Origin of the sequence: Streptomyces sp. NPDC048751 (assembly GCF_043198595.1) — a bacterium.
Classification (GTDB): Bacteria; Actinomycetota; Actinomycetes; order Streptomycetales; family Streptomycetaceae; genus Streptomyces.
This window is the reverse complement of sequence record NZ_JBICUX010000001.1, coordinates 1-20,613: the sequence shown is the minus strand read 5'-3', so window position 1 is coordinate 20,613 and position 20,613 is coordinate 1. Positions and strand designations below refer to the sequence as shown.

General features: G+C 69.7%; 21 protein-coding genes. 11 read left to right on the top strand and 10 right to left on the bottom strand.

The features are described from left to right. Nucleotides 1-62 precede the first annotated feature (62 nt). Nucleotides 63-809 (top strand): SDR family oxidoreductase, encoded by a 747-nt coding sequence (locus ACGFNV_RS00105; RefSeq protein WP_393618070.1) that lies wholly within the window; start codon nucleotides 63-65, stop codon nucleotides 807-809. Between the two features lie 155 nt (nucleotides 810-964). On the opposite strand, the gene alc is transcribed toward ACGFNV_RS00105, so the two are convergent. Both alc and allB read right to left on the bottom strand, forming a co-directional pair. Then, a complete protein-coding gene (gene alc / locus ACGFNV_RS00100) occupies nucleotides 965-2,080 on the bottom strand; it encodes an allantoicase (RefSeq protein WP_393618068.1) in 1,116 nt (371 codons plus the stop codon). A gap of 51 nt (nucleotides 2,081-2,131) precedes the next feature. Continuing rightward, nucleotides 2,132-3,472, bottom strand: a complete 1,341-nt coding sequence (gene allB, locus ACGFNV_RS00095) for an allantoinase AllB (protein WP_393618067.1) — start codon at nucleotides 3,470-3,472, stop codon at nucleotides 2,132-2,134. Nucleotides 3,473-3,729: 257 nt separating this feature from the next. Between allB and ACGFNV_RS00090 the strand changes: the two genes are divergently transcribed. Beyond that, the gene (locus tag ACGFNV_RS00090) at nucleotides 3,730-4,527 is read left to right on the top strand and encodes an IclR family transcriptional regulator (protein WP_393618065.1); all 798 of its coding nucleotides are present in this window, start codon (nucleotides 3,730-3,732) and stop codon (nucleotides 4,525-4,527) included. Nucleotides 4,528-4,695: 168 nt separating this feature from the next. Continuing rightward, entirely contained in the window at nucleotides 4,696-5,004 is a 309-nt protein-coding gene (locus ACGFNV_RS00085; RefSeq protein ID WP_393618064.1) for an antibiotic biosynthesis monooxygenase family protein, read from the top strand. Between the two features lie 16 nt (nucleotides 5,005-5,020). On the opposite strand, the gene ACGFNV_RS00080 is transcribed toward ACGFNV_RS00085, so the two are convergent. Next, a complete protein-coding gene (locus ACGFNV_RS00080) occupies nucleotides 5,021-5,335 on the bottom strand; it encodes a DUF5955 family protein (protein ID WP_393618062.1) in 315 nt (104 codons plus the stop codon). A 199-nt stretch (nucleotides 5,336-5,534) separates the two neighbouring features. Between ACGFNV_RS00080 and ACGFNV_RS00075 the strand changes: the two genes are divergently transcribed. Together ACGFNV_RS00075 and aceB are read left to right on the top strand one after the other, a co-directional pair. Continuing rightward, nucleotides 5,535-6,146, top strand: coding sequence for an NTP transferase domain-containing protein (locus ACGFNV_RS00075; RefSeq protein ID WP_393618060.1), 612 nt, complete (start codon nucleotides 5,535-5,537; stop codon nucleotides 6,144-6,146). Nucleotides 6,147-6,343: 197 nt separating this feature from the next. Continuing rightward, nucleotides 6,344-7,981: a malate synthase A gene (gene aceB, locus ACGFNV_RS00070; RefSeq protein ID WP_393618058.1), complete on the top strand. Its 1,638-nt coding sequence runs from the start codon at nucleotides 6,344-6,346 to the stop codon at nucleotides 7,979-7,981. Nucleotides 7,982-7,985: 4 nt separating this feature from the next. On the opposite strand, the gene ACGFNV_RS00065 is transcribed toward aceB, so the two are convergent. Both ACGFNV_RS00065 and ACGFNV_RS00060 read right to left on the bottom strand, forming a co-directional pair. Then, a complete protein-coding gene (locus ACGFNV_RS00065) occupies nucleotides 7,986-8,261 on the bottom strand; it encodes a SelT/SelW/SelH family protein (RefSeq protein WP_393618056.1) in 276 nt (91 codons plus the stop codon). Next, entirely contained in the window at nucleotides 8,258-9,172 is a 915-nt protein-coding gene (locus ACGFNV_RS00060; RefSeq protein ID WP_393618054.1) for a HipA family kinase, read from the bottom strand. The genes ACGFNV_RS00065 and ACGFNV_RS00060 overlap by 4 nt, the downstream gene beginning before the upstream one ends. Nucleotides 9,173-9,517: 345 nt before the next feature. Here ACGFNV_RS00060 and ACGFNV_RS00055 point away from each other — a divergent pair, with 345 nt between their 5' ends. The 3 genes from ACGFNV_RS00055 to ACGFNV_RS00045 all read left to right on the top strand — a co-directional run bounded on the left by ACGFNV_RS00055 (nucleotide 9,518) and on the right by ACGFNV_RS00045 (nucleotide 11,710). Next, entirely contained in the window at nucleotides 9,518-10,015 is a 498-nt protein-coding gene (locus ACGFNV_RS00055) for a winged helix-turn-helix transcriptional regulator (RefSeq protein WP_393618053.1), read from the top strand. A 115-nt stretch (nucleotides 10,016-10,130) separates the two neighbouring features. Next, the gene (locus ACGFNV_RS00050) at nucleotides 10,131-10,655 is read left to right on the top strand and encodes an SRPBCC family protein (RefSeq protein WP_393618051.1); all 525 of its coding nucleotides are present in this window, start codon (nucleotides 10,131-10,133) and stop codon (nucleotides 10,653-10,655) included. After that, nucleotides 10,655-11,710 carry an LLM class flavin-dependent oxidoreductase gene (locus ACGFNV_RS00045; protein WP_393618049.1) on the top strand — a complete coding sequence of 352 codons (1,056 nt, stop codon included), beginning with the start codon at nucleotides 10,655-10,657 and terminating at the stop codon, nucleotides 11,708-11,710. The genes ACGFNV_RS00050 and ACGFNV_RS00045 overlap by 1 nt, the downstream gene beginning before the upstream one ends. 7 nt (nucleotides 11,711-11,717) lie before the next feature. Here ACGFNV_RS00045 and ACGFNV_RS00040 read toward each other — a convergent pair whose 3' ends face one another. The 3 genes from ACGFNV_RS00040 to ACGFNV_RS00030 form a co-directional block, all read right to left on the bottom strand. Next, nucleotides 11,718-12,548, bottom strand: a complete 831-nt coding sequence (locus ACGFNV_RS00040; protein ID WP_393618047.1) for an alpha/beta fold hydrolase — start codon at nucleotides 12,546-12,548, stop codon at nucleotides 11,718-11,720. An 86-nt stretch (nucleotides 12,549-12,634) separates the two neighbouring features. Further along, nucleotides 12,635-13,135 (bottom strand): TetR/AcrR family transcriptional regulator, encoded by a 501-nt coding sequence (locus ACGFNV_RS00035; RefSeq protein ID WP_393618045.1) that lies wholly within the window; start codon nucleotides 13,133-13,135, stop codon nucleotides 12,635-12,637. Between the two features lie 50 nt (nucleotides 13,136-13,185). Further along, nucleotides 13,186-13,626 (bottom strand): nuclear transport factor 2 family protein, encoded by a 441-nt coding sequence (locus ACGFNV_RS00030; RefSeq protein WP_393618043.1) that lies wholly within the window; start codon nucleotides 13,624-13,626, stop codon nucleotides 13,186-13,188. Nucleotides 13,627-13,740: 114 nt separating this feature from the next. Here ACGFNV_RS00030 and ACGFNV_RS00025 point away from each other — a divergent pair, with 114 nt between their 5' ends. Further along, nucleotides 13,741-14,631 carry a universal stress protein gene (locus tag ACGFNV_RS00025; RefSeq protein ID WP_393618041.1) on the top strand — a complete coding sequence of 297 codons (891 nt, stop codon included), beginning with the start codon at nucleotides 13,741-13,743 and terminating at the stop codon, nucleotides 14,629-14,631. 18 nt (nucleotides 14,632-14,649) lie between these two features. Here ACGFNV_RS00025 and ACGFNV_RS00020 read toward each other — a convergent pair whose 3' ends face one another. Both ACGFNV_RS00020 and ACGFNV_RS00015 read right to left on the bottom strand, forming a co-directional pair. Continuing rightward, a complete protein-coding gene (locus tag ACGFNV_RS00020; RefSeq protein WP_393618039.1) occupies nucleotides 14,650-15,675 on the bottom strand; it encodes a 6-phosphofructokinase in 1,026 nt (341 codons plus the stop codon). A 242-nt stretch (nucleotides 15,676-15,917) separates the two neighbouring features. Next, nucleotides 15,918-17,957: an RICIN domain-containing protein gene (locus ACGFNV_RS00015; protein ID WP_393618037.1), complete on the bottom strand. Its 2,040-nt coding sequence runs from the start codon at nucleotides 17,955-17,957 to the stop codon at nucleotides 15,918-15,920. A gap of 552 nt (nucleotides 17,958-18,509) precedes the next feature. Here ACGFNV_RS00015 and ACGFNV_RS00010 point away from each other — a divergent pair. Further along, a complete protein-coding gene (locus ACGFNV_RS00010) occupies nucleotides 18,510-19,823 on the top strand; it encodes an ABC transporter substrate-binding protein (RefSeq protein ID WP_393618035.1) in 1,314 nt (437 codons plus the stop codon). Continuing rightward, nucleotides 19,820-20,613, top strand: a 794-nt coding sequence (locus ACGFNV_RS00005; RefSeq protein WP_393618033.1) for a carbohydrate ABC transporter permease, incomplete at its 3' end; no start/stop codon positions are given. The genes ACGFNV_RS00010 and ACGFNV_RS00005, both read left to right, overlap by 4 nt.

Genomic DNA, 20,613 nt, shown 5'->3' with positions numbered 1-20,613 from the left:
GGCCCGAGGTCGACGTCCGTTCGCCGCCAGCGCTGCGGGGCACCGGCCGCTGTGATGGACCCATGACAACGACCTACGGAACCCTGAACGGCAAGGTGGCCCTGGTGACCGGCGGCAGCCGCGGCATCGGTGCGGCGACGGCTCTGCGGCTGGCCCGGGAGGGTGCGGACGTGGCGGTGACCTACGTGAACGGCAAGGAGGCTGCCGCGGACGTCGTACGGGCCGTCGAGGACCTCGGACGGCGGGCGGTCGCCCTGCGGGCGGACTCCGCGGACGCGGCGGAGGCGGCGGGCGCGGTGGGCTTGGCGGCGGAGGCGCTGGGCGGGCTCGACGTGCTGGTGAACAACGCGGGTGTCGGCCTGCTCGGCCCCATGGAGAGCCTGTCGCTCGCCGACGTCGACCGGGTGCTCGCCGTGAACGTCCGGGGAGTGTTCCTGACCTCCCGGGCCGCGGCCGCCCGCATGACCGCCGGCGGCCGGATCATCACGATCGCCAGCTGCATGACGCAGCGCGTCCCGGGTCCCGGCGGCACGCTCTACGCGATGAGCAAGTCGGCCCTCGTCGGGCTGACGAAGGCACTGGCCCGCGAGCTGGGGGCACGCGGGATCACGGCGAATGTCGTGCACCCCGGGCCGATCGACACGGACATGAACCCCGCCGACGGGCCGTTCGCGGCGGGCCAGGCGGCGATGACGGCGGTGGGGCGGTTCGGTACGGGTGAGGAGGTGGCGGCGACGGTGGCTCATCTGGCGGGGGCGGCGTATGTGACGGGAGCGGAGTTCGCCGTGGACGGGGGGCACGCGGCGTGAGCGTCTCGCCGCCGTAGGGGGTTTAGCCCCCGCCGCCCCTGCCCTTCCCGTCTCCGGGGGCTGCCACCCCCGGCCCCCCGCTTCGGCCCTGGACGGGCCTCGTCCTCAAGCGCCGGACGGGCTGAGTGGCCGGCGTTGCAGGGGCGGAGCCCTTCTCAGCCGCCCAGCTCCTGGTGCCGTGCCGCGAGGCGGCTCGCGCCCTCCTCCGTCAGGGAACCGAACAGGCGCAGTCGGGAGATGCCTCCGTCCGGATATATGTCCACGCGCGCGTGCGTGCCCACGGCCGGGGCCGGGAGGACGAAGCGGTGGTTGGTGTCGGGCTGGAGGCGGGTGCGGGGCAGGACCTCGCGCCATTCGCCGTCCTCGCCGTCCTTCACCGACACCGCCGCCCAGCCCGCGCTGTTGCCCTTCAGGTAGGCGGTGTCGATCTCCAGGGCCCGGATCTGGGACTGGGCGGCGAGTCGGTAGCGGATCCAGTCGTTGCCCTGGTCGCGGCGGCGGCGGGTCTCCCAGCCGTCGTCCATCTTGCGGGAGCGGCCGGGCTGGATGGTGTTGCTCGCCGGGGAGTAGAAGAGGTTGGAGGCGTCCTCGACCCGGCCACCGTTCTCCAGGGCGACCACGTCGAAGGTGCCGAGCACCGCCAGCCACGCCGGGTCCGGGACGACCTCGCCGTACACGCGCAGGCGGGCGATGCCGCCGTCGGGGTGCTGGTTGACGCGCAGGTGGGTGAAGCGCTGTTCGACGGAGACCGCGAAGCCGTTCGCCGCGTGGCCGCCGACCGGGGTGCGCGGGACCAGCGTGGTCCACTTCACGTCGTCGCCGAGGAGTTCCTCCGGGGAGGGGGAGCCGGGCACCGACGTGCCCTCGATCGACACCGCCTGCGGGTAGTTGCCGCGGAAGTGGGCCGTGTCGACGACGATCCCGCGGACGACACCGGGCGCGCCGAGGCGGACCAGGGCCCAGTCGTGGTCCTCGGACGTCGGCCAGGGGTGGTCGGCGGAGGCGCCCCGGCGGCGACGGGTCTCCCAGCCGTCCATGATCTTGCCCTTGTGCCCGAAGTGCTCGGGGTCGAACTCGGCGCGCCCGGGCAGCAGCAGATTCTCGCGCTGGGCGAAGAACTCGTCGTTGGCGGCGATGACACCGGCGCCGAGCTGCCGGTCGGCGAGGTTGGTGTGCCGGGTGAAGGGGAAGTCGGCGGTGCGGTGGTCCGCGTAGGGGTCGCCGCCTCCGTAGGGGCTCGCGTCGCCGGTGAAACGAGGTATCGCCGTCACAGTGATCAGGGCTGCCTTTCAGGAGTCGGCCGGTGCGGGTGGGGCGGGTGGTCAGTGGGGCCTGGTGAGCAGTCGTCCCTTCGGTTCGGTGAACTCGCCGTCCGCGACGATGCGTTCGCCGCGCAGCCAGGTGGACCTCACGACGCCGTGCAGGGTCCGGCCGGCGTACGCGGTGACGCGGTTGCGGTGCTGGAGGGCCGTCGGGTCCACGGTGAAGGTCTCGTCGGGGGCGAGGACGGCGAAGTCGGCGTCGTGGCCGGGCGCGATGGCGCCCTTGCGTGCGTGGAGTCCCACGAGCCGGGCCGTGCGGGTCGACATCCAGCGGACCACGTCCTCCAGTCCGTGGCCCCGCCGGCGTGCCTCGGTCCACACCGCCGACAGGCTGAGCTGGAGGCCCGAGATGCCGCCCCAGGCCGTCGCGAAGTCGTCGGTCTTGAGGTCGGCCGTCGACGGGGAGTGGTCGGTGACCACGCAGTCGATGGTGCCGTCCGCGAGGGCCTGCCAGAGGAGGTCCTGGTTGGCGGCCTCGCGGATGGGCGGACAGCACTTGAACTCGCTGGCGCCGTCCGGGACTTCCTCGGCGGTGAGGGTCAGGTAGTGGGGGCAGGTCTCGACCGTGATGCGGACGCCCTCCGCCTTGGCGGCGGCGATCAGCGGCAGCGCGTCGCTGGAAGACAGATGCAGGACGTGCACGCGCGCGTGGAGGCGTTTCGCCTGGGCGATGAGCCCCTCGATGGCGGAGTCCTCGGCGTGGCGCGGGCGGCTGGCGAGGAAGTCGGCGTACTTGGGGCCGCCCTGCTGCGGGGCGGCGTCGAGGTGGTGGGGGTCCTCGGCGTGCACGATGAGCAGACCGTCGAAGCCGGCGATCTCCGCGAGACACTGGGCGAGCGGGTCCTGGTCGAGGTGCGGGAACTCGTCCACGCCGGACGGCGACAGGAACGCCTTGAAGCCGAAGACCCCGGCGTCGTGCAGCGGGCGCAGGTCCTTGACGTTGTCGGGCAGCGCGCCGCCCCAGAAGCCGACGTCGATGTGCGCCTTGGCGGCGGCGACCTCCTGCTTGGTACGCAGGTGGGCGACCGTGGTCGTCGGCGGGAGGGAGTTGAGCGGCATGTCGACGAGGGTGGTGATGCCGCCGGCCGCGGCCGCGCGGGTGGCGGTCCAGAAGCCCTCCCACTCGGTGCGGCCCGGGTCGTTGACGTGGACGTGGGTGTCGACCAGGCCGGGCAGCAGGACGTCGTCGCCGAAGTCCTCCAGGCGGGCGCCCTCCGGTACGGGCGCGTCGTGGGGCAGTACGGACGTGATCCTGCCGTCGGACACGGCGACCGAGGCGGCGCGCGTCCCTTCGGGAGTGATGACGCGCGTCGAACGCAGCACCAGTTCAGCGTCGGACACCCGGGCCCCTCTCTGCCGCCGTTGACTCCGCTCACTTCCGCGTAACGGAATTCAACTTTCTGTTGAAGGAGTCTTCACTCCCGCCGAGGCACCGTCAAGGGCACACTTCTTCACAGTGCACCTCAGGAGCCCATCCTGTAGGTTTCCACAAGACGGAATGAAGATTCCGGCAAGCAGAACGTAGCTACGCACAAGCGGGGAGTCAACCGACTGCCGGGTAGGCTTCTGCCTCCTGCCAGTCCCGAAAGGAACGCGCCGTGCCGACGTCCAGCGCCAGCACCACCGACTCCGCCCGGTCCGCCGGCGGCGGGGTCCAGTCCCTCGAGCGCGCCTTCGACCTGCTCGAGCGGATGGCGGATGCGGGCGGCGAGGTGGGGCTGAGCGAACTGTCGGTGAGCAGCGGCCTCCCCCTGCCCACCATCCACCGCCTGATGCGCACCCTCGTGGCCTGCGGTTACGTCCGCCAGCAGCCCAACCGCCGGTATGCGCTCGGCCCGCGCCTGATCCGCCTCGGGGAGTCCGCCTCCCGGCTGCTCGGCACCTGGGCCCGCCCCTACCTCGCCCGTCTGGTCGACGAGACCGGCGAGACGGCGAACATGGCGCTGCTCGACGGGGACGAGATCGTGTACGTGGCGCAGGTGCCCTCGAAGCACTCGATGCGCATGTTCACCGAGGTCGGCCGGCGCGTCCTGCCGCACTCCACGGGCGTCGGCAAGGCGCTGCTCGCCGGCTTCCCGGACGACGAAGTACGCGCCCTGCTCGGCCGCACCGGCATGCCCGCCGCGACGGAGAAGACCATCACCACCCCGGACGGCTTCCTGGCCGCGCTCCAGGACGTGCGGCGCCTCGGCTACGCGGTCGACGACAACGAGCAGGAGATCGGCGTGCGCTGCCTCGCGGTCTCCGTGCCCGACTCCCCCACCGCCGCGGCCATCTCCATCTCCGGCCCGGCGGGCCGGGTCACGGAGACGGCGACGGACCGTATCGTGCCGGTGCTGCAGCAGGTGGCGATGGAACTCTCGGACGCGCTGGCGAACACCACACCACCCGCCTGACGCCTCTCCGGCGGACCGGGGCGTCTCCGGCGGTACGGCGAGGCGTGGCCACCAGAGAGCAGTGCGGGCAGTATCCGGTGACGACCCGTTCGGCTCTTTCCGGGGGGCGGGGCGGGCAGGTGGTTCCTAGCCTGTGGCCAGAGGCCGGCTACGGAGTGAGGTGCGCCCATGTTGCGGGAGAGCGAGACATGGTCCTCGGGAAACTGGCACGTCAAGGCGGGGCAGGGCGAGGAGTTCGTCGGGCGCTGGCAGAAGTTCCTCACCTGGACCAAGGAGAACCACGACGGATTCCTCGGCGCCCGCCTGATCCGCAACCTCGGCAGCCCCCAGTCCTTCGTGTCGTTCGCCGCCTGGGAGAGCCGCGAGTCGCTGCGCGCCTGGCAGAGTTCGCCCGGGTTCACCGAGCGGCTCGACGCCTGCCGCGCCCTGTGCGAGGACATGCAGACCGGCGGCTACGAGCTGGCCTGCGCCGTCTGACCCGCCCGGCGACCGCTCAGCGGCGCGGCGGCTCCCCGAACAGCTCCACCGCGCTGCGCACGTTCCCGAGACTCGTCGACAGCGCGCTCACCGAGCCGATCGCGCCGGCGATCAGAAGCAGCGAGCGGCGCAGCCGGGGGATCTCCGGGATGCCGTGGGTCGCCATCGCGGCGAGGGCGGCGAGCTCGTCCTCCGCTATGGCCCGGTCGGGGAAGTCGGCCGGATGTGCGGCGAGTTCACGGCGCAGGCGGGACACGGCGGTCCGCAGCCCGGCCACCCTCGGATCCTCGTCGCTGCCGGTCACTGGCCTCTGCCCCAAGCTCCGCAACACAGCTCTCCCCCCAGGAAACGCCGTCGAGCACGTGCCTCGTGATCCCCGTCCCCGCCTCCGCCGAACACCCCGTGGCGTCGGTCGGGCACCGGGGGACGCGGGTCAGTAAACGCCACCCGAGCCGGGTACGCCACCGCGCGGACCGAAATTCAGCCCCCGGAAAGCGTGCGGCCGCCGCAAGGTCAGGTATGCAGGACGCATGACACAAAAGGAAGACCCGGCCGCCGGGTTTGTCGCCGGGCTGGTCCTCGCCGCGGGCGGCGGACGGCGGCTCGGCGGACGCCCCAAGGCGCTCCTCGGGCATCGGGGGCGGCCGCTCGTCGAGTACGCGGTGGGGGTGCTGCGCACGGCGGGATGTGCGCGCGTGCACGTGGTCCTGGGGGCGGCCGCGGACGCCGTACGGGAGCGCGCGGCGCTCGACGGGTGCGTGCTCGTGGAGAACCCGGAGTGGGAGCGGGGCATGGGGTCGTCGCTGCGGGCGGGGCTCACGTCGCTCGCCGGGACGGGCGCGCGGGCGGCGCTGGTCTCGCTCGTCGACCAGCCGGGCATCGGGCCGGAGGCGGTGGCCAGGGTGCTGGCCGCGTACCGGGACGACAGATCACTGGTGTCGGCCGGGTACGACGGAGCGCGCGGGCATCCCGTGCTGCTGGGCGCCGCCCACTGGGCGGGCGTCGCGGCGAGCGCGGCCGGCGACCGGGGGGCACGCGCCTACCTGAGGGCCCATGAGGACGCGATCACGCTGGTCGAGTGCGGAGACGTGGCGCGCCCCTACGACATCGACACGGAGACCGATCTCGCCCACCTCGAGTGAGCGGCCTGGCACCGAGCGCCACGTTTCCTCGACCCGAAGAATCTTGATGTCAACAAAACATTGAACTTCCACCATGAGGAAACTACTATCCACTGTTCAGAAGCACCCGAAGGTCGCAGGCGCTTCCCGCCCCACCCGGGTCGACTGGCACCCGGTGCCGAAGCCCGCACGCAGCTCGCTGAAGGAAGTGACAGCTCATGTCCGCACCAGCGCCGTCCCCGCTGGCCATCGTCGACGCCGAGCCCCTGCCGCGACAGGAGGAGGTGCTCACCGAAGCGGCCCTCGCCTTCGTGGCCGAGCTGCACCGGCGGTTCACCCCGCACCGTGACGAACTCCTCGCCCGCCGCGCGGAGCGCCGCGCCGAGATCGCCCGCACGTCCACGCTCGACTTCCTGCCGGAGACCGCCGCGATCCGCGCCGACGACTCCTGGAAGGTGGCCCCCTCCCCCGCGGCCCTCGACGACCGCCGGGTGGAGATCACCGGCCCCACCGACCGCAAGATGACCATCAACGCCCTCAACTCGGGTGCCAAGGTGTGGCTCGCGGACTTCGAGGACGCCTCCGCGCCGACGTGGGAGAACGTGGTCCTCGGCCAGCTCAACCTGATCGACGCCTACACCCGGAACATCGACTTCACCGACCCCAGGTCCGGCAAGTCGTACGCTCTGCGCCCCGCCGACGAGCTCGCCACCGTCGTCATGCGCCCGCGCGGCTGGCACCTCGGCGAGCGGCACCTGGTCGACGCCGACGGCACTCAAGTCCCCGGCGCCCTCGTCGACTTCGGCCTGTACTTCTTCCACAACGCGAGGCGTCTGCTCGACCTGGGCAAGGGCCCGTACTTCTACCTCCCGAAGACCGAGTCGCACCTCGAAGCCCGCCTGTGGAACGAGGTGTTCGTCTTCGCCCAGGACCACCTCGGCATCCCGCAGGGCACCGTCCGCGCCACCGTGCTCATCGAGACCATCACGGCCGCGTACGAGATGGAGGAGATCCTCTACGAACTCCGCGACCACGCCTCCGGGTTGAACGCGGGACGCTGGGACTACCTGTTCTCCATCGTCAAGAACTTCCGTGACGGCGGCGCCAAGTTCGTCCTGCCGGACCGCAACGCGGTCACGATGACCGCCCCGTTCATGCGGGCGTACACCGAACTCCTCGTCCGCACCTGCCACAAGCGCGGTGCGCACGCCATCGGCGGCATGGCCGCGTTCATCCCCTCACGCCGGGACGCGGAGGTCAACAAGGTCGCCTTCGAGAAGGTCCGCGCCGACAAGGACCGTGAGGCGAACGACGGTTTCGACGGCTCCTGGGTCGCCCACCCCGACCTGGTCCCGATCGCCATGGAGTCCTTCGACCGGGTCCTCGGCGACAAGCCCAACCAGAAGGACCGGCTGCGCGAGGACGTCGACGTCAAGGCCGCCGACCTGATCGCCGTCGACTCCCTGGACGCCAGGCCGACGTACAACGGGCTCGTCAACGCCGTGCAGGTCGGCATCCGTTACATCGAGGCCTGGCTGCGCGGCCTGGGCGCCGTCGCGATCTTCAACCTGATGGAGGACGCGGCCACCGCCGAGATCTCCCGCTCGCAGATCTGGCAGTGGATCAACGCGGGCGTGGAGTTCGAGGACCCCACCGGTACCACGGTGAAGGTCACGCCCGAGCTGGCCCGCCAGGTCGCCGCCGAGGAGCTCGCCGACATCAGGGCCGAGATCGGCGAGGAGGCCTTCACGGCCGACCACTGGCAGCAGGCCCACGACCTGCTGCTGCAGGTCGCTCTCGACGAGGACTACGCGGACTTCCTCACGCTGCCGGCGTACGAGCAGCTGCGCGGCTGAAGCCTCACCGGTCCGAGTGGCCCAGGGACTTCCCCGGGGCCACTCGGTCGCGTACGGCCTTCTTCACCGCCGTCGGCTCCGGGAACCCCTGCTCCCGCCGGTCCCAGACGACCTCGCCGTTCACGCGGACGACGAAGACCCCGCCCCGGCCCGGCTTGAGGGCCAGGTCCGTCAGCTCGGCCTCGAAGGTCGTGAGGAGTTCCTGGGCGAGCCAGGCGGCACGGGGCAGCCAGCGGCACTGGGTGCAGTACTCGATCTCAACGCGCTGGACGTCCGTCATCCGAGGTGCACCGACCAATCCTGTTCCGCCGCCGGCTTGCCGTGCAGGTCGGGGACGCGTTTGAGCCACTTGGGGCGGCCCTGCTGCGTCTTCGCCGCGCGCTGGGCCTCCTCGGCGGCGAGTTCCTCCCGGGTGGGGAAGTCCGTGGGGAGCCACTGCTCGGACGCCCGCACGCGCGCGTGGAGGTAGTCCACGTACGCGCTGCGGGCCTCGTCCGGGGTCGCGAAGCCGGGCTCGTCGGCCAGCCAGGCGTCCGGGACCTCGGCCACGATCGACCGCAGCAGCTCCTCGGTCACCTTCGGCGCCAGCTCGGCGTCAGCGGCTCGTACGTCCGGGCCGTAGTGGCCCATGGCGTGGTGGCGGAAGTCGTACGCCTTCGCCGGGTCGGAGGCGTCCCAGCGGTGGTGGAAGACCAGGGCGGCGCCGTGGTCGATCAGCCACAGGCGCGCCGGCACGGTTCCGAACGTCGGCCAGATCATCAGGTTGGAGCTGTGGACCGTACGGTCGACGTTGACGGTCAGGGCGTCCAGCCAGACGATCCTGCCCGCCTCCAGCGGGTCCACGCGGAAGGTCTTGGCGACCTCCGGAGTGAAGTCCTTCGCGCCCGGCAGGTAGTCCATGCCGAGGTTGACCCCGGCGCTCGCCCCGTGGAGTTCCCGGACCTCCTGGTGGGGCTCGCTGTCCGCGATCGCCGGGTCGAAGTGCACGAGGACCAGCTCGGGAAACCGCAGCCCGAGGGCGCGCGCCAGCTCACCGACGATCACCTCGGCGACCAGCGCCTTGCGGCCCTGCGCGGAGCCCGTGAACTTCACGACGTACGTGCCGAGGTCGTCGGCCTCGACGACTCCGGGGACGGAGCCGCCGGAGCGCAGGGGCTCGATATAGCGGGTTGCGGCGACCTCTCTCAACATTTCTGAAGACCCTGTCGCTCATTCGCCTTGCATTTCACGGCCACCTCCAAGGCGCTGCAATCCGGAGAAACGTCCACGCTCAGCCCCGGGGAGAATCCGGGGAGTTTCGAGTGGCACGCTCGTCTCCCTCCACAGCAGTTCGCCGCTGGCGGCGCGCCCCCTGCTTCCGGCCTCCGGCATGAAGTGAGCATAGTAACCAAGAGTGACAGCCGGGGGGAGTGCCCAAGCCATTCGACTTGGACCGGCGGAGCAGGGTGAGGCCGAACGTCGACGCGTCCGTTGAGGCCATGACTGAGCGACGCAACCTGCTGGGTTTCTTTTCGAGACGGACCGTATGCTGGCGTCATGAGGCGTACATCCTTCGCGCATTGGCCCTGCTCGATCGCTCGGACCATGGACCTGCTGGGTGACTGGTGGACGCCCCTGGTGCTGCGGGAGGCCGGATACGGGATCAAGCGCTTTGACGAGTTCCAGGAGTCGCTGGGGATCGCTCGCAACACGCTGACCGACCGGCTGCGACGGCTCGTGGACGAGGGCTTGATGGAGAAGCGGCCCTACCAGACCGAGCCGGTCCGGTACGACTACGTACTCACGGAGAAGGGGCGTGACTTCCACAAGGTGTTGCTGGCCATGAACCACTGGGGGGATCGCTGGCTGTCCGGTGAGGAAGGTCCACCGGTGGTGATGTATCACGACGTCTGCGGCCAGGAGAGCCACGCCGAAGTGGTGTGCGCCGCCTGCGGTGAGCCGATGACCGCCGACAACACGCACGCCCGGCTGGGGCCGGGCTATCCGCCGCGCCTGGCCGAGCGGCCGGATGTGCGGGAGCGGTTCGCCCGCTGAATCAGCCCTGCCCGAAGAACGCCACCTCCCTTGACAAGTGAGTCTTTTTAAACAACTTTGATGGTCAGGGCTGTATCTTCCTGAAGGTTGTCGTACTGATGAGGAGGTCCGGATCTTGGAGTGGACGGGCGCGCTCTATGCGGACAAGCCGAATGTCGAGGTGCCGATCTGGATTGCTGCCCCGCCCGAACGGGTGTGGGAGCTGGTGTCCGACATCGAACTGATGCCGAGCCTGAGTTCGGAACTGCAGTCGGTGGAGTGGCTGGACGGACGGACAGGACCTGCGCTGGGGGCCCGTTTCGTGGGCCGGAGCAAGCACGAGGCGTTCGGCGAGTGGGCCACCACGTCCCACATCGTCGAGTACGAGCCCCTGAGGGTGTTCGCCTGGGCGGTGGCGGATCCGCAGTTCCCGTCAGCGATCTGGCGGTTCACGCTGGAGCCGCGGGACGACGGCACGTTGCTGAGGCAGTGGATGCAGATGGGGCCGGGCCGCTCGGGCCTGTCCGTCGCCATCGACCGTATGCCGGAGAAGGAGCAGAAGATCGTCTTCGTGCGCATGCGTGAGTTCGAGAGCAACATCGCCACCACGCTTGAGGCGATCAGGAAGCTGGCCGAAGAGCCTGGAAAGGCGCGTGTGTGATGCGTACGTCGACCACGATCGAGGCTTCCGCGAACTGGCCGGAGACGGTCGACTTCGTCGTGGAGGCGGAGAAACTCGGCATGGACATCTGCTGGGTCGCGGAGGCCTGGGGTGCCGAGGCGCCGTCGCCGCTGGGCTACCTCGCCGCGAAGACCGAGCGCATGCTGCTCGGCTCGGCCATCATTCAGCTCGCCACCCGCACACCGATGGCCATCGCCCGGGCCGCGATCACCCTGTCGAACCTCTCCGAGGGTCGCTTTCTGCTGGGGCTGGGCCCGTCCGGGCCACAGGTGATCGAAGGTCTGCACGGGGTGCCGTTCGCCCGGCCGCTGTCCCGGATGCGCGAGACGGTCGAGATCGTGCGGCAGGCCACCTCGGGGGAGAAAGTCTCCTACACGGGGCGTGAGTTCCAACTCCCGCTGCCGGGCGGGGAAGCGAAGCCCATGCGGCTGTCGATGCGCGCCGAGCACGACGTCCCGATCTACCTGGCGACCCTCTCGCCGAAGATGCTGCACCTGACCGGGGAGATCGCGGACGGCTGGCTGGGCACCAGTTTCGTGCCCGAGGGTGCCAAGGAGGCGTACTTCGACCACTTGGACGCGGGGCTCGCCGCATCGGGTCGTTCCCGCACCGACTTGGACATCTGCCAGGGCGCCGAGGTGGCGTTCGCCGAGGACGAGGACGCGCTGCACGCGATGGTGGCCGGCCGCAAGAAGGAGCTGGCGTTCAGCCTCGGCGGCATGGGCTCAGCGACGACGAACTTCTACAACAGCGCCTACAGCCGCCAGGGTTGGGCCGAGGTCGCGGCCGAGGTCCGGGAGCGCTGGCAGTCCGGAGACCGCGACGGCGCGGCCGGTCTCGTGACTGACGAGATGGTGCTGGCCACCACGCTGATCGGCACCGAGGACATGGTGCGGGCGCGGCTGCGGGTGTGGCGCGACGCCGGTGTCGACACCGTCCGCTTCTACCCCGCCGGCGAGACCCTGGACGCACGGCTCACCAACCTCGGCCGGGCCATCGACCTGGTCCGCGACATCGAGGGCGAGACTGGATGAGAGCGGGCTAATTCTCGTTCAGGTGGTCGACTATCAGGCTGGTGAGGACTTCGGGAACCTCGTCCGGGACCCAATGACCGACGCCGTGCAAGGCGTGGAACGAGTAGGAGCCGCTCACCCATTGCTCGGTGGCATGAGCTGTGGTCGCCCCGAACGCGACGTCCTCGGCGCCCCAGACGTAGAGCGTGGGCACCTGAATCTTCCCTACCGCGGCGTCGGGCCGGTCCGCCCGGTAGTAGTTGAGGGCCGCGCTCAGTGCACCAGGCTCGGACAGACGCTCTACGTACGCGTCGACCTGACGGCCGGGAACCTTGCCCTGATAGAGGGAACGCAGTAGCGCCGCGTCGTCCGCCAGGAAGCGGGCCTCTGTCTCGGGACTCCGCCAGTCCTGCTGGTACTGGAAGCGCCGGCGCTGGTCGTCGTCGGCGCGCAGTGCCTCGCTCAACGCACCGGGATGCGGCGTCGACACAGCGGTGAGCGTGCGCAGTCGCTCGGCGTGCCGGGCCGCGGTCCACCAGGCGACGGCACCGCCCCAGTCGTGACCGACGAGGTCGAAGCGGTCCCAGTCGAGTGCGTCGGCCACCGCCAGTACGTCTCCGACCAGTTCGCTCACCCCGTACGCGTCGGCACGCATGGGGCGCACACCTGGCGAATAGCCACGGGTATCGGGCGCGACTGCGCGGAAGCCCCGGTCACCCAGTGCGGTCAGCTGCTCCTCCCAGATGGTGGCGCTCTGGGGAAAGCCGTGCAGGAGCAGGACGGGCCGGCCGTCGGCGGGTCCCGCTGCGATCGCGTCGAAGGTGCCTGAAGCCGACGTGATCTGGAGGTGTTCTGTCATGATGCATCCTTTTCGGGAAAGTGGGCTCCCATTGGCGCAACAGTTCCGCCGCAGGGGCGCGCCTGCGTGCCGATCATGCTTGCGCCTCACCGCTCGTCGGCAGGTGGATCCGTGAGGCCGATGATCCAGGCGCCCCACTCCGTGTCGGCGCGCCGTTCAGGCAGGTCCAGCACCGTGGAGACCGTCAGGACGAGTCCGGTGGCGAAGAAGGAGCGCACCTGCATCGGATCGGCTTCCGTCAGACGGGTGACGGTCTGCTGGAGGTCGAGCTGGCGTCGCCGTACCGACTCCTGCACTGACGTGTCGCCCGCCGCGGCGTAGGCCTGCAACATGATGAGCCCGACGGTGGGCCGGCTCTGCAGGAGATGCCGGTAGGCGTCGCCGAGCGCGCCGAGCGTCGGTTCGGCGCTCTCGAACGTGGACTCGATCCGGTCGTAGGTCGCGTGAACGACCTGAAGGAACAGTTCCCGCTTCGAGCCGAACATCTGCACGATCCGGGGGTGCGAGATCCCGACTCGTGCGGCGATCGCCTCGATGCCCGCGCCCGACAGTCCCTTCAGGGCGAACTCCGCGTCAGCCGCCTCCATGATCTCCGCTCGCCGCACGGCAGCGGGTTTACGAGAGCGGACCGGCTCGGTCACTTCCCGGTTTCCGCTCGGCTGAGCTGGCTCAGCACGAAGCGGTAGTCGTACAGGCACCGGTAGGCGTGGATCAGGCCGTCCTCGCCCAGTTCGAGACGGTCGTCACCGTGGAACTCCACGCGCTGATCGGTGCCGGCGAGGGTCCCTGAGAAGCGCCACGCCACCAGCACGGCCCGCCGCGTCACTTCCCCGTACAGCCCCATGCGGGTGAACGAGTAGTCGGGGAAGGTGTGCGCCATCTGTGTCACGAAGTCGCGGATGCTGTCGGGGCCGTGCGCCGTCTCGCCCAGCGCCGGCTCGTCATACACCAGATCTGCGGCGCACAGCGCCGCCGCAGCGTCGCCGTCGTGCTCGTTCCAGGCCTTCTCCCATCGATCGCAGAACGCCTCAAGGGCGCTGATGTCTGTTGCGGCCGCTTCGGCCAGGATCGAAGTCATGCTTCTAACTTACATGTTAGTAAGAAACGCGCAACGATCGGTCGGCCCCGGAGGCCGCTCCATGGAACAGTGGAGGACGAGGCAAAGGGGTCGCGGCGGGCGAAGGAGGACGAAATGGGTCGCCCTGTGCTGGCGGGTGTCGATGGATCCGAACACAGCCTGGCGGCGGCCGACTGGGCCGCGCGGGAAGCGGTGCTGCGCGGCGTTCCCCTGCGCCTCCTGCACGCCTCTCCACCGCTTCCGGGTGACGCCGTCCCGGCCCCGGCCAGGGAAAGGCTGCACCAGCTGGGTGAGCATGTGCTCCAGCAGGTGATCGCCGATCTGGGCGCCCGCCACCCCGATCTGCGGGTGCGGGGCGAGCAGACCGCCGAAGCTCCTGCCGTGGCACTCCTCGCCGCGGCGCACTGCGCCGGACTTCTCGTGGTCGGCGCACGAGGCACGGGGGGCTTCGCGGGTCTGACGGTCGGCTCGGTGGCCCTTCGGATGACGGCGGCCGCCGACTGCCCCCTCGTAGTGGTGCCCGAACCCCAGGTCGGCGGCTTCGGGAACGGGATGCGAAGGCATGACGCCGACGCCCAGGTCGTGATGGGTTTCGACGCGCACCGTCCGGTCGGGGAGGTGGCGGACTTCGCGTTCGCGGCGGCTGAGGCACGCGACGTGCTCCTGCGGGCGGTACAGGCATGGGCCCTTCCCGCCGAAGCCGTGGCGGCCGGAACGCTGTTCGTGACCGAGGAGGACCGCGCCACCTGGGAGGACCAAGAGGTTCTGCGTCTGTCGGACGCGCTGCACAAGTGGCGGGAGACGTATCCAGAGGTGACGGTCCGCACCGACGTCGTCCTGCTCCACCCCGCGCAGGCGCTCCTGAATGCGTCCCGGGGAGCGGGCCTGCTGGTGGTGGGCCGTCGCACCGGCCCGCAAAGAGGCGAGGGCCGGCTGGGGCCGGTCACCCACGCCGTACTGCACCACTCCTCGTGCCCGGTGGCAGTCGTACCGTACGCCGAGTGACGGCGGAGGAACGCGGGGTCAACCGAAGAACACCTCGAACTCGTCGTACAGCGACGCGTCGACCACCCTGGTCTTCGTCTCGGCGTCGGGGATCGGGACCCGGACGATCCGGGTCCCGTGCAGGGCCACCATCCTGCCGAAGTCGCCCTCTTTGACCGCGTCGACGGCGTGCAGCCCGAAGCGTGTGGCCAGCCACCGGTCGAAGGCGCTCGGAGTCCCGCCGCGCTGGATGTGGCCGAGGACCGTCGTGCGGGCGTCCGTGCCCGTGCGCTGGGAGATCTCCTGGGCCAGCCACTCGCCGATGCCGGACAGCCGCACATGGCCGTACTCGTCCAGCGACCGATCCTTGAGGACCATCCGCCCCTCCTTGGGCACGGCGCCCTCGGCAGCGACGACGATCGGCGCGTAGTTGAACTTGAATCGGCTCTGCACCCACGCGCAGACCTGGTCGATGTCGAACGGCCGCTCCGGGACGAGGATCACGTTGGCGCCGCCGGCGACACCGGCGTGCAGGGCGATCCACCCGGAGTGCCGTCCCATCACCTCCACCACCAGGGTGCGCATGTGCGACTCGGCGGTGGTGTGGAGGCGGTCGATGGCTTCGGTCGCGATACCCACGGCCGTGTTGAAGCCGAAGGTGTAGTCGGTGCCGGGCACGTCGTTGTCGATCGTCTTCGGCACGCCGACCAGCCGGATCCCCTGACGGCTCAACTCGGCCGCCGCACCGAGCGTGTCCTCGCCGCCGATCACGACGAGCGCGTCGATGTGGTGGGCGGCAAGGGTGTCCTGGATGCGCCGGACCCCGTTCTCGTGCTTGAACGGGTTGGTGCGGGAGGAACCGAGGATGGTGCCGCCGCGCGGGAGGATCCCCCGCACGCTGGGGATGTCGAGCGGCACCACTACGTTCTGGAGCGCGCCGAGCCAGCCGTCGCGCAGGCCTACGAAATCGAAGCCGTACTCCTGGACGCCTTTCCGGACGACGCTGCGGATCACGGCGTTGAGACCGGGGCAGTCACCCCCGCCGGTCAGCACTCCCACCCTCATGGCGTCCTCCCCTCTCGGGTGAGACTCTTACTTCATCTTGAGCGACGGCGCCCACGACTGCGACTCGTTCCGCGAGCGGCACCCGGCGGCCCACCGTTCCATGGTGAGGGGGCGGGCCGGCTGGCGGTGCCGTCGTCCGGCGCTTAACCGCGCTGCCGTGCCGGGCCCGCAGCGCGCCCCCACGTGGCAAGGGGGCGAGCCCGGCAGCCACCTGCCGGGCTCGCCGATCGAGTGCCGTCGGGTCAGTTGATACGGACGATCTTCCAGAGCTGGTCGTCGACGCTGAGGCCGTTCCACTGGATGACGGCCCCACCGTCGGCGGTGGAGGACTGGGCGATACCGGCGACGAGGGTGCTGTTCACGTTCCGGAGTCGGTAGTAGCCCTCGCCCGCGTCGACGAGAGTCCACTTCTGGGAGTCGGCGCCGGAGGCGGTGTTCTGGACGACGGCCGCGCCTGCCGTGCCGGCGGAGTTGCGGATGTCGAGGTTGAGGTTGCTGTTGACGTTCTTGATGGTCCAGGCCCCGTTGCCCGCGGACTGGAAGGTGAACAGCTGGCAGTTGCAGGCGGAGTTGCGCCACTGGTCGGCCGCGGTACCGGAGGTGGTGGAGGCGTTGGGGATGTCGAGGTACTTGCCGCTGTTCTTGTTGACGAGGATGTACTGACCGGTGCCGAGGGGCGGCAGGGCGGTCTGAGTGAGGTTCCAGCGCTGACAGGCGCAGCCGGTGCCGCTCCACTGGCCGGCCGCGGTAGAGGCGTTGGGGATCTCGAGGTACTTGCCGGTGACGCGGTTGGTGACGGTGTAGCCGCCCGCGGGGTGCGGCGCGACGGCCCACTCGTGGTCGAGGGTGCCGTTGTCGTCCCACTGGAGGATCCTGGCGCCGTCGGCGGTGGACTGGTTCTCCACCCCCAGGACCTTCCCGCCGGCCACGTTGAAGATCTTGAAGTAGCCGGAGGGCTGCTGGACGAACCGCCACTGCTGATCGGTGGCGTTGGTGGTGTTCTGCTGGGTGGCGTAGGTGCCGTTGTTGGTCGAGCCGCCCGCGATGGTGAGCTTCAGGCCGCTGTTCGCGTTGGAGACGGTGTAGGTCGCGCCGTCGGAGATCCCGCCGCCCAGGTCGATGACGCTGTACTGGACGGGGTTCAGGGTGCTCACCCCGGCGCGGCCGCCGGTGAACACCATCAGACTGTGCCCGTCGGCCAGGGGGAGCAGGCCCCGGCTGTAGCCGCGGGGGACGTTGGCAAGGATGCGGGTCCAGGCGTTCGGGTCGCCGTTCTGGGTGTTCAGGAACAGGTCTTGCACGGTGTCGCCGCTGACGACGAGGGTGCCGTTCGGACCCCCGGTGGGCAGCCAGGTGACGTAGGGAGCCCCGCTCGGAACGGTGCCGTCGGTGGCTCGCAGCACCTGGTCGGTGGCGGCACCGAACGCCTCGGGGTCGGAGGAGATCTTGTAGTACACGGAGCAGCCGCCCTCGGGCGCACCGCAGTACTCGTGGGTCATCACGTAGTTGCCGTTGGGCAGCCGGGTGACCACGGGCATGCCCGGCCGGTCCGCGTAGGTCGGCTTCGACACGTCGTCCACGACCGGGCCCCAGGTGCGGAGGTCCGTGGAGACCTGGTGCACGATCTCCTGCCCGTGCGCGGTGTCACGCTGGTCGGAGTAGTAGACGATCAGCCGGTCTCCGGAGAGCAGGAAGAAGGGCTCCCACACCGGGGTGTGGCCGTTGCTGGATATCGCCTCGCCGCCGGTGGCGATGTTGGTGACGAAGGCCCAGGTCTGTCCGCGGTCGGTGCTGGCGTACAGGTCGATCTTCGTCCCCGCCCGGTCGGCCGGGACGGAGTCGCCGGCGGCCAGGATCGTTCCGGCCGGGAAACCGCCCATGGCCCGGGGAAGTTCGAACAGCTCGGGCTCCCAGCGCATGCCCCAGCCGTTCTGGGTGTCCTCGACATCGGAGATCTTCGTCCAGGAGGTGCCGTTGTCGGTGCTGCGGTAGACGGGGAAGACCGGAGTGCCGTTGGTGTACTGCTCGAAGGTGGCGAGGAGGGTGCCGTTCGCCGAGCCGTTGTGCTGCAGGCGCAGTCCCCGCGGGTAGAGCGAGCCGGGGGCGGGGGCGTCGGACGGCGGGGTGTACAGGGTCCGGGCGGGGGCGGAGAGGGCCTGTGCCCTGCCCGCGGCGGGCAGCACCAGCGTCGCCGCGGCGACGATCAGGGCGAGCATCAGGAACAGGTGCGCGGTGGGACGCGGAACGGCGCCGGGTCTGGCGCCTGGCTGCGCAGGGGACATGTGCGGCTCCGATGACGGGGGACGGGTGTTTTCGGTGCGGTGGTGCGGAGGACCGCCCGGCTTCGGTGGGGCGGTGGGGTGTATTCCCTGCATCGAACGAGTTCAACGGCATGACCACGCGGTCTGACCGCGCGATCTGATCGCGCGGTCATGTCTACGCAGCAGAGGGGCGCACGTCAAGAGCTCCGACAGCCCCACTTCCCTGCGGCGGCCGTTCAGAGCGGGTCGTCGGCAGTACGTCGCGAGCGAGCCCCTCCAGGACATCCCCGCCGGTGACGGCGTAACCGACCGGGCGACACCCAGACATTCCGACGAGGTAGGCGAGGCCGGTCCGACCGGAGGGCGAGCACTCCCGCCCGACACAAGTCATGCGACGCAGAGCCTTGACAGTGGCCCCACGAAACGTTCACTCTTCCTGGCAGCCACCGATCGACCTTGTTCGATCACGTTTGTTTCTGGTCGCTTTGGCGGCCGCCTCCGTGACTCTCTCCACCCACACCCCTTCAGGCCGCCGTGCCAAGCCTGGGTACGGCCGCCCCCTCTGGAGCCGAAATGCACCTTTCTCCTCACGGCAGACCCCTGCCCTCCCCCAGTCGTCGCAGCCTGCTGCGCGGTGTCGGCGGCGCCGCACTTCTCGCGGGGGCGGGCATACCCCTGCTGAGCGCCTGCGGCGGCAGCGGCACGGCCTCCGACTCGAAGACCGTCTCCCTCGGCTCGAACTCCTCGGACGCGGTGCCGAAGAAGGCGTTCGCGGAGATCTACGCGGCCTTCACCAAGCAGTCCGGGATCAAGGTCGACGTCAACACCAAGGACCACAACACGTTCCAGGAGCAGATCAACTCCTACCTCCAGGGCACCCCGGACGACGTGTTCACCTGGTTCGCCGGCTACCGGATGCAGTTCTTCGCCAACAAGGGCCTCGCCACCCCGATCGACGACGTGTGGCTCAGGATCGGCGGCAACTTCCCCGGTGCGATGCAGAAGCTCAGCAAGGGCGCGGACGACAAGTACTACTTCGTGCCCCTGACCACGTACCCCTGGGCGGTCTTCTACCGCAAGAGCGTCTTCCAGGAGAAGGGCTACAAGGTCCCCACCACGTGGGACGAGCTGGTCGCGCTGTGCAAGCGGATGAAGAAGGACGGCCTGGTCCCGATCGCGTTCGGCGACAAGGACATGTGGCCGGCGATGGGCACCTTCGACCAGATCAACTTCCGCACCAACGGCTACGACTTCCACGTCGACCTGATGGCCGGCAAGGCGGCCTGGACGGACCCCAAGGTCCGCAAGGTCTTCGACCAGTGGACCGAGATCCTGCCCTACCACCAGGACGGCGCCGTGGGCCGCACCTGGCAGGACGCGGCGCAGACGCTGGTGTCGAAGAAGGCGGGCATGTACGTGCTGGGCACGTTCGTGGCGCAGCAGTTCACCAACAAGGCCGACCTGGACGACCTGGACTTCTTCGCCTTCCCGGAGATCGACCCGCAGTTCGGGCAGGACACCGTCGAGGCCCCGACCGACGGCTTCATGCTGAGCAAGGCCCCCAAGAACAAGGAGGCCGCCTTCAAGCTGCTGGAGTTCCTGGGCACCCCCGAGGCCGAGCAGATCTACCTCAAGGCCGACCCGAGTGTGGTGGCCGCCTCCTCCAAGGCCGACACCTCCTCGTACACGCCGCTGCAGAAGAAGGCGTACGACATGATCGCGGGCGCGAAGAGCCTGACGCAGTTCATGGACCGTGACTCCCGGCCGGACTTCACCTCGACGGTGATGCAGCCCGCGCTGCAGAAGTTCATCCGCGACCCCAAGGGCATCGACAGCCTGCTGTCGTCCATCGAGCGCCAGAAGAAGCAGATATTCGCCTCCTCATGACCACTGAGACCACGTACAAGACGCCGGAGGCGGTCACCGTGCCGCCTCCGGGCCGACGCGCCCACGCCTCCCACAAGAGGTCGCAGGGGCACCAACGCCTTCTCACCCGCCGCGACCGGCTCACCCTGACCCTGATGGCCGGCGTCCCGACGCTCCTGCACGTCGCTCTGGTGTGGATCACGGCGCTGGCTTCCATCGCCCTCGCCTTCACCACCTGGGACGGCATCGGCTTCGACTCCATCAAGTGGGTCGGGCTGCAGAACTTCCGCGACCTGTTCACCAGCAACCCGCAGTTCTGGCCCGCCGTCGAGCACAACGTCATCTGGTTCGTCGTGCTCATCTTGATCCCGACCCCGCTCGGGCTGTTCCTCGCGATCCAGCTCGACAAGAAGATCCGCTTCAGCCGCGTCTACCAGACCGCGTTCTTCCTCCCGGTCGTCGTCTCGCTCGCGGTCACCGGATTCGTCTGGCAGCTCGTCTACAACCCCGACACCGGCCTGATCAACAGCCTCATCGGCGCCAACAAACCCGGCCACTACATCGACTGGATCGGCGACCCCCACCTCAACCTGTGGGCCATCCTCGTCGCCGCCTCCTGGCGCCACACCGGCTACATGATGATCCTCTACCTCGCCGGCCTCAAAGGCGTCGACCCGGCCCTGCGCGAGGCGTCCTCCCTGGACGGCGCCAACGAATGGCAGACGTTCAAGAACGTCATCTTCCCCACCCTGCGCCCCACCAACACCGTCGTCCTGGTCGTCACCATCATCGAAGCCCTGCGCGCCTTCGA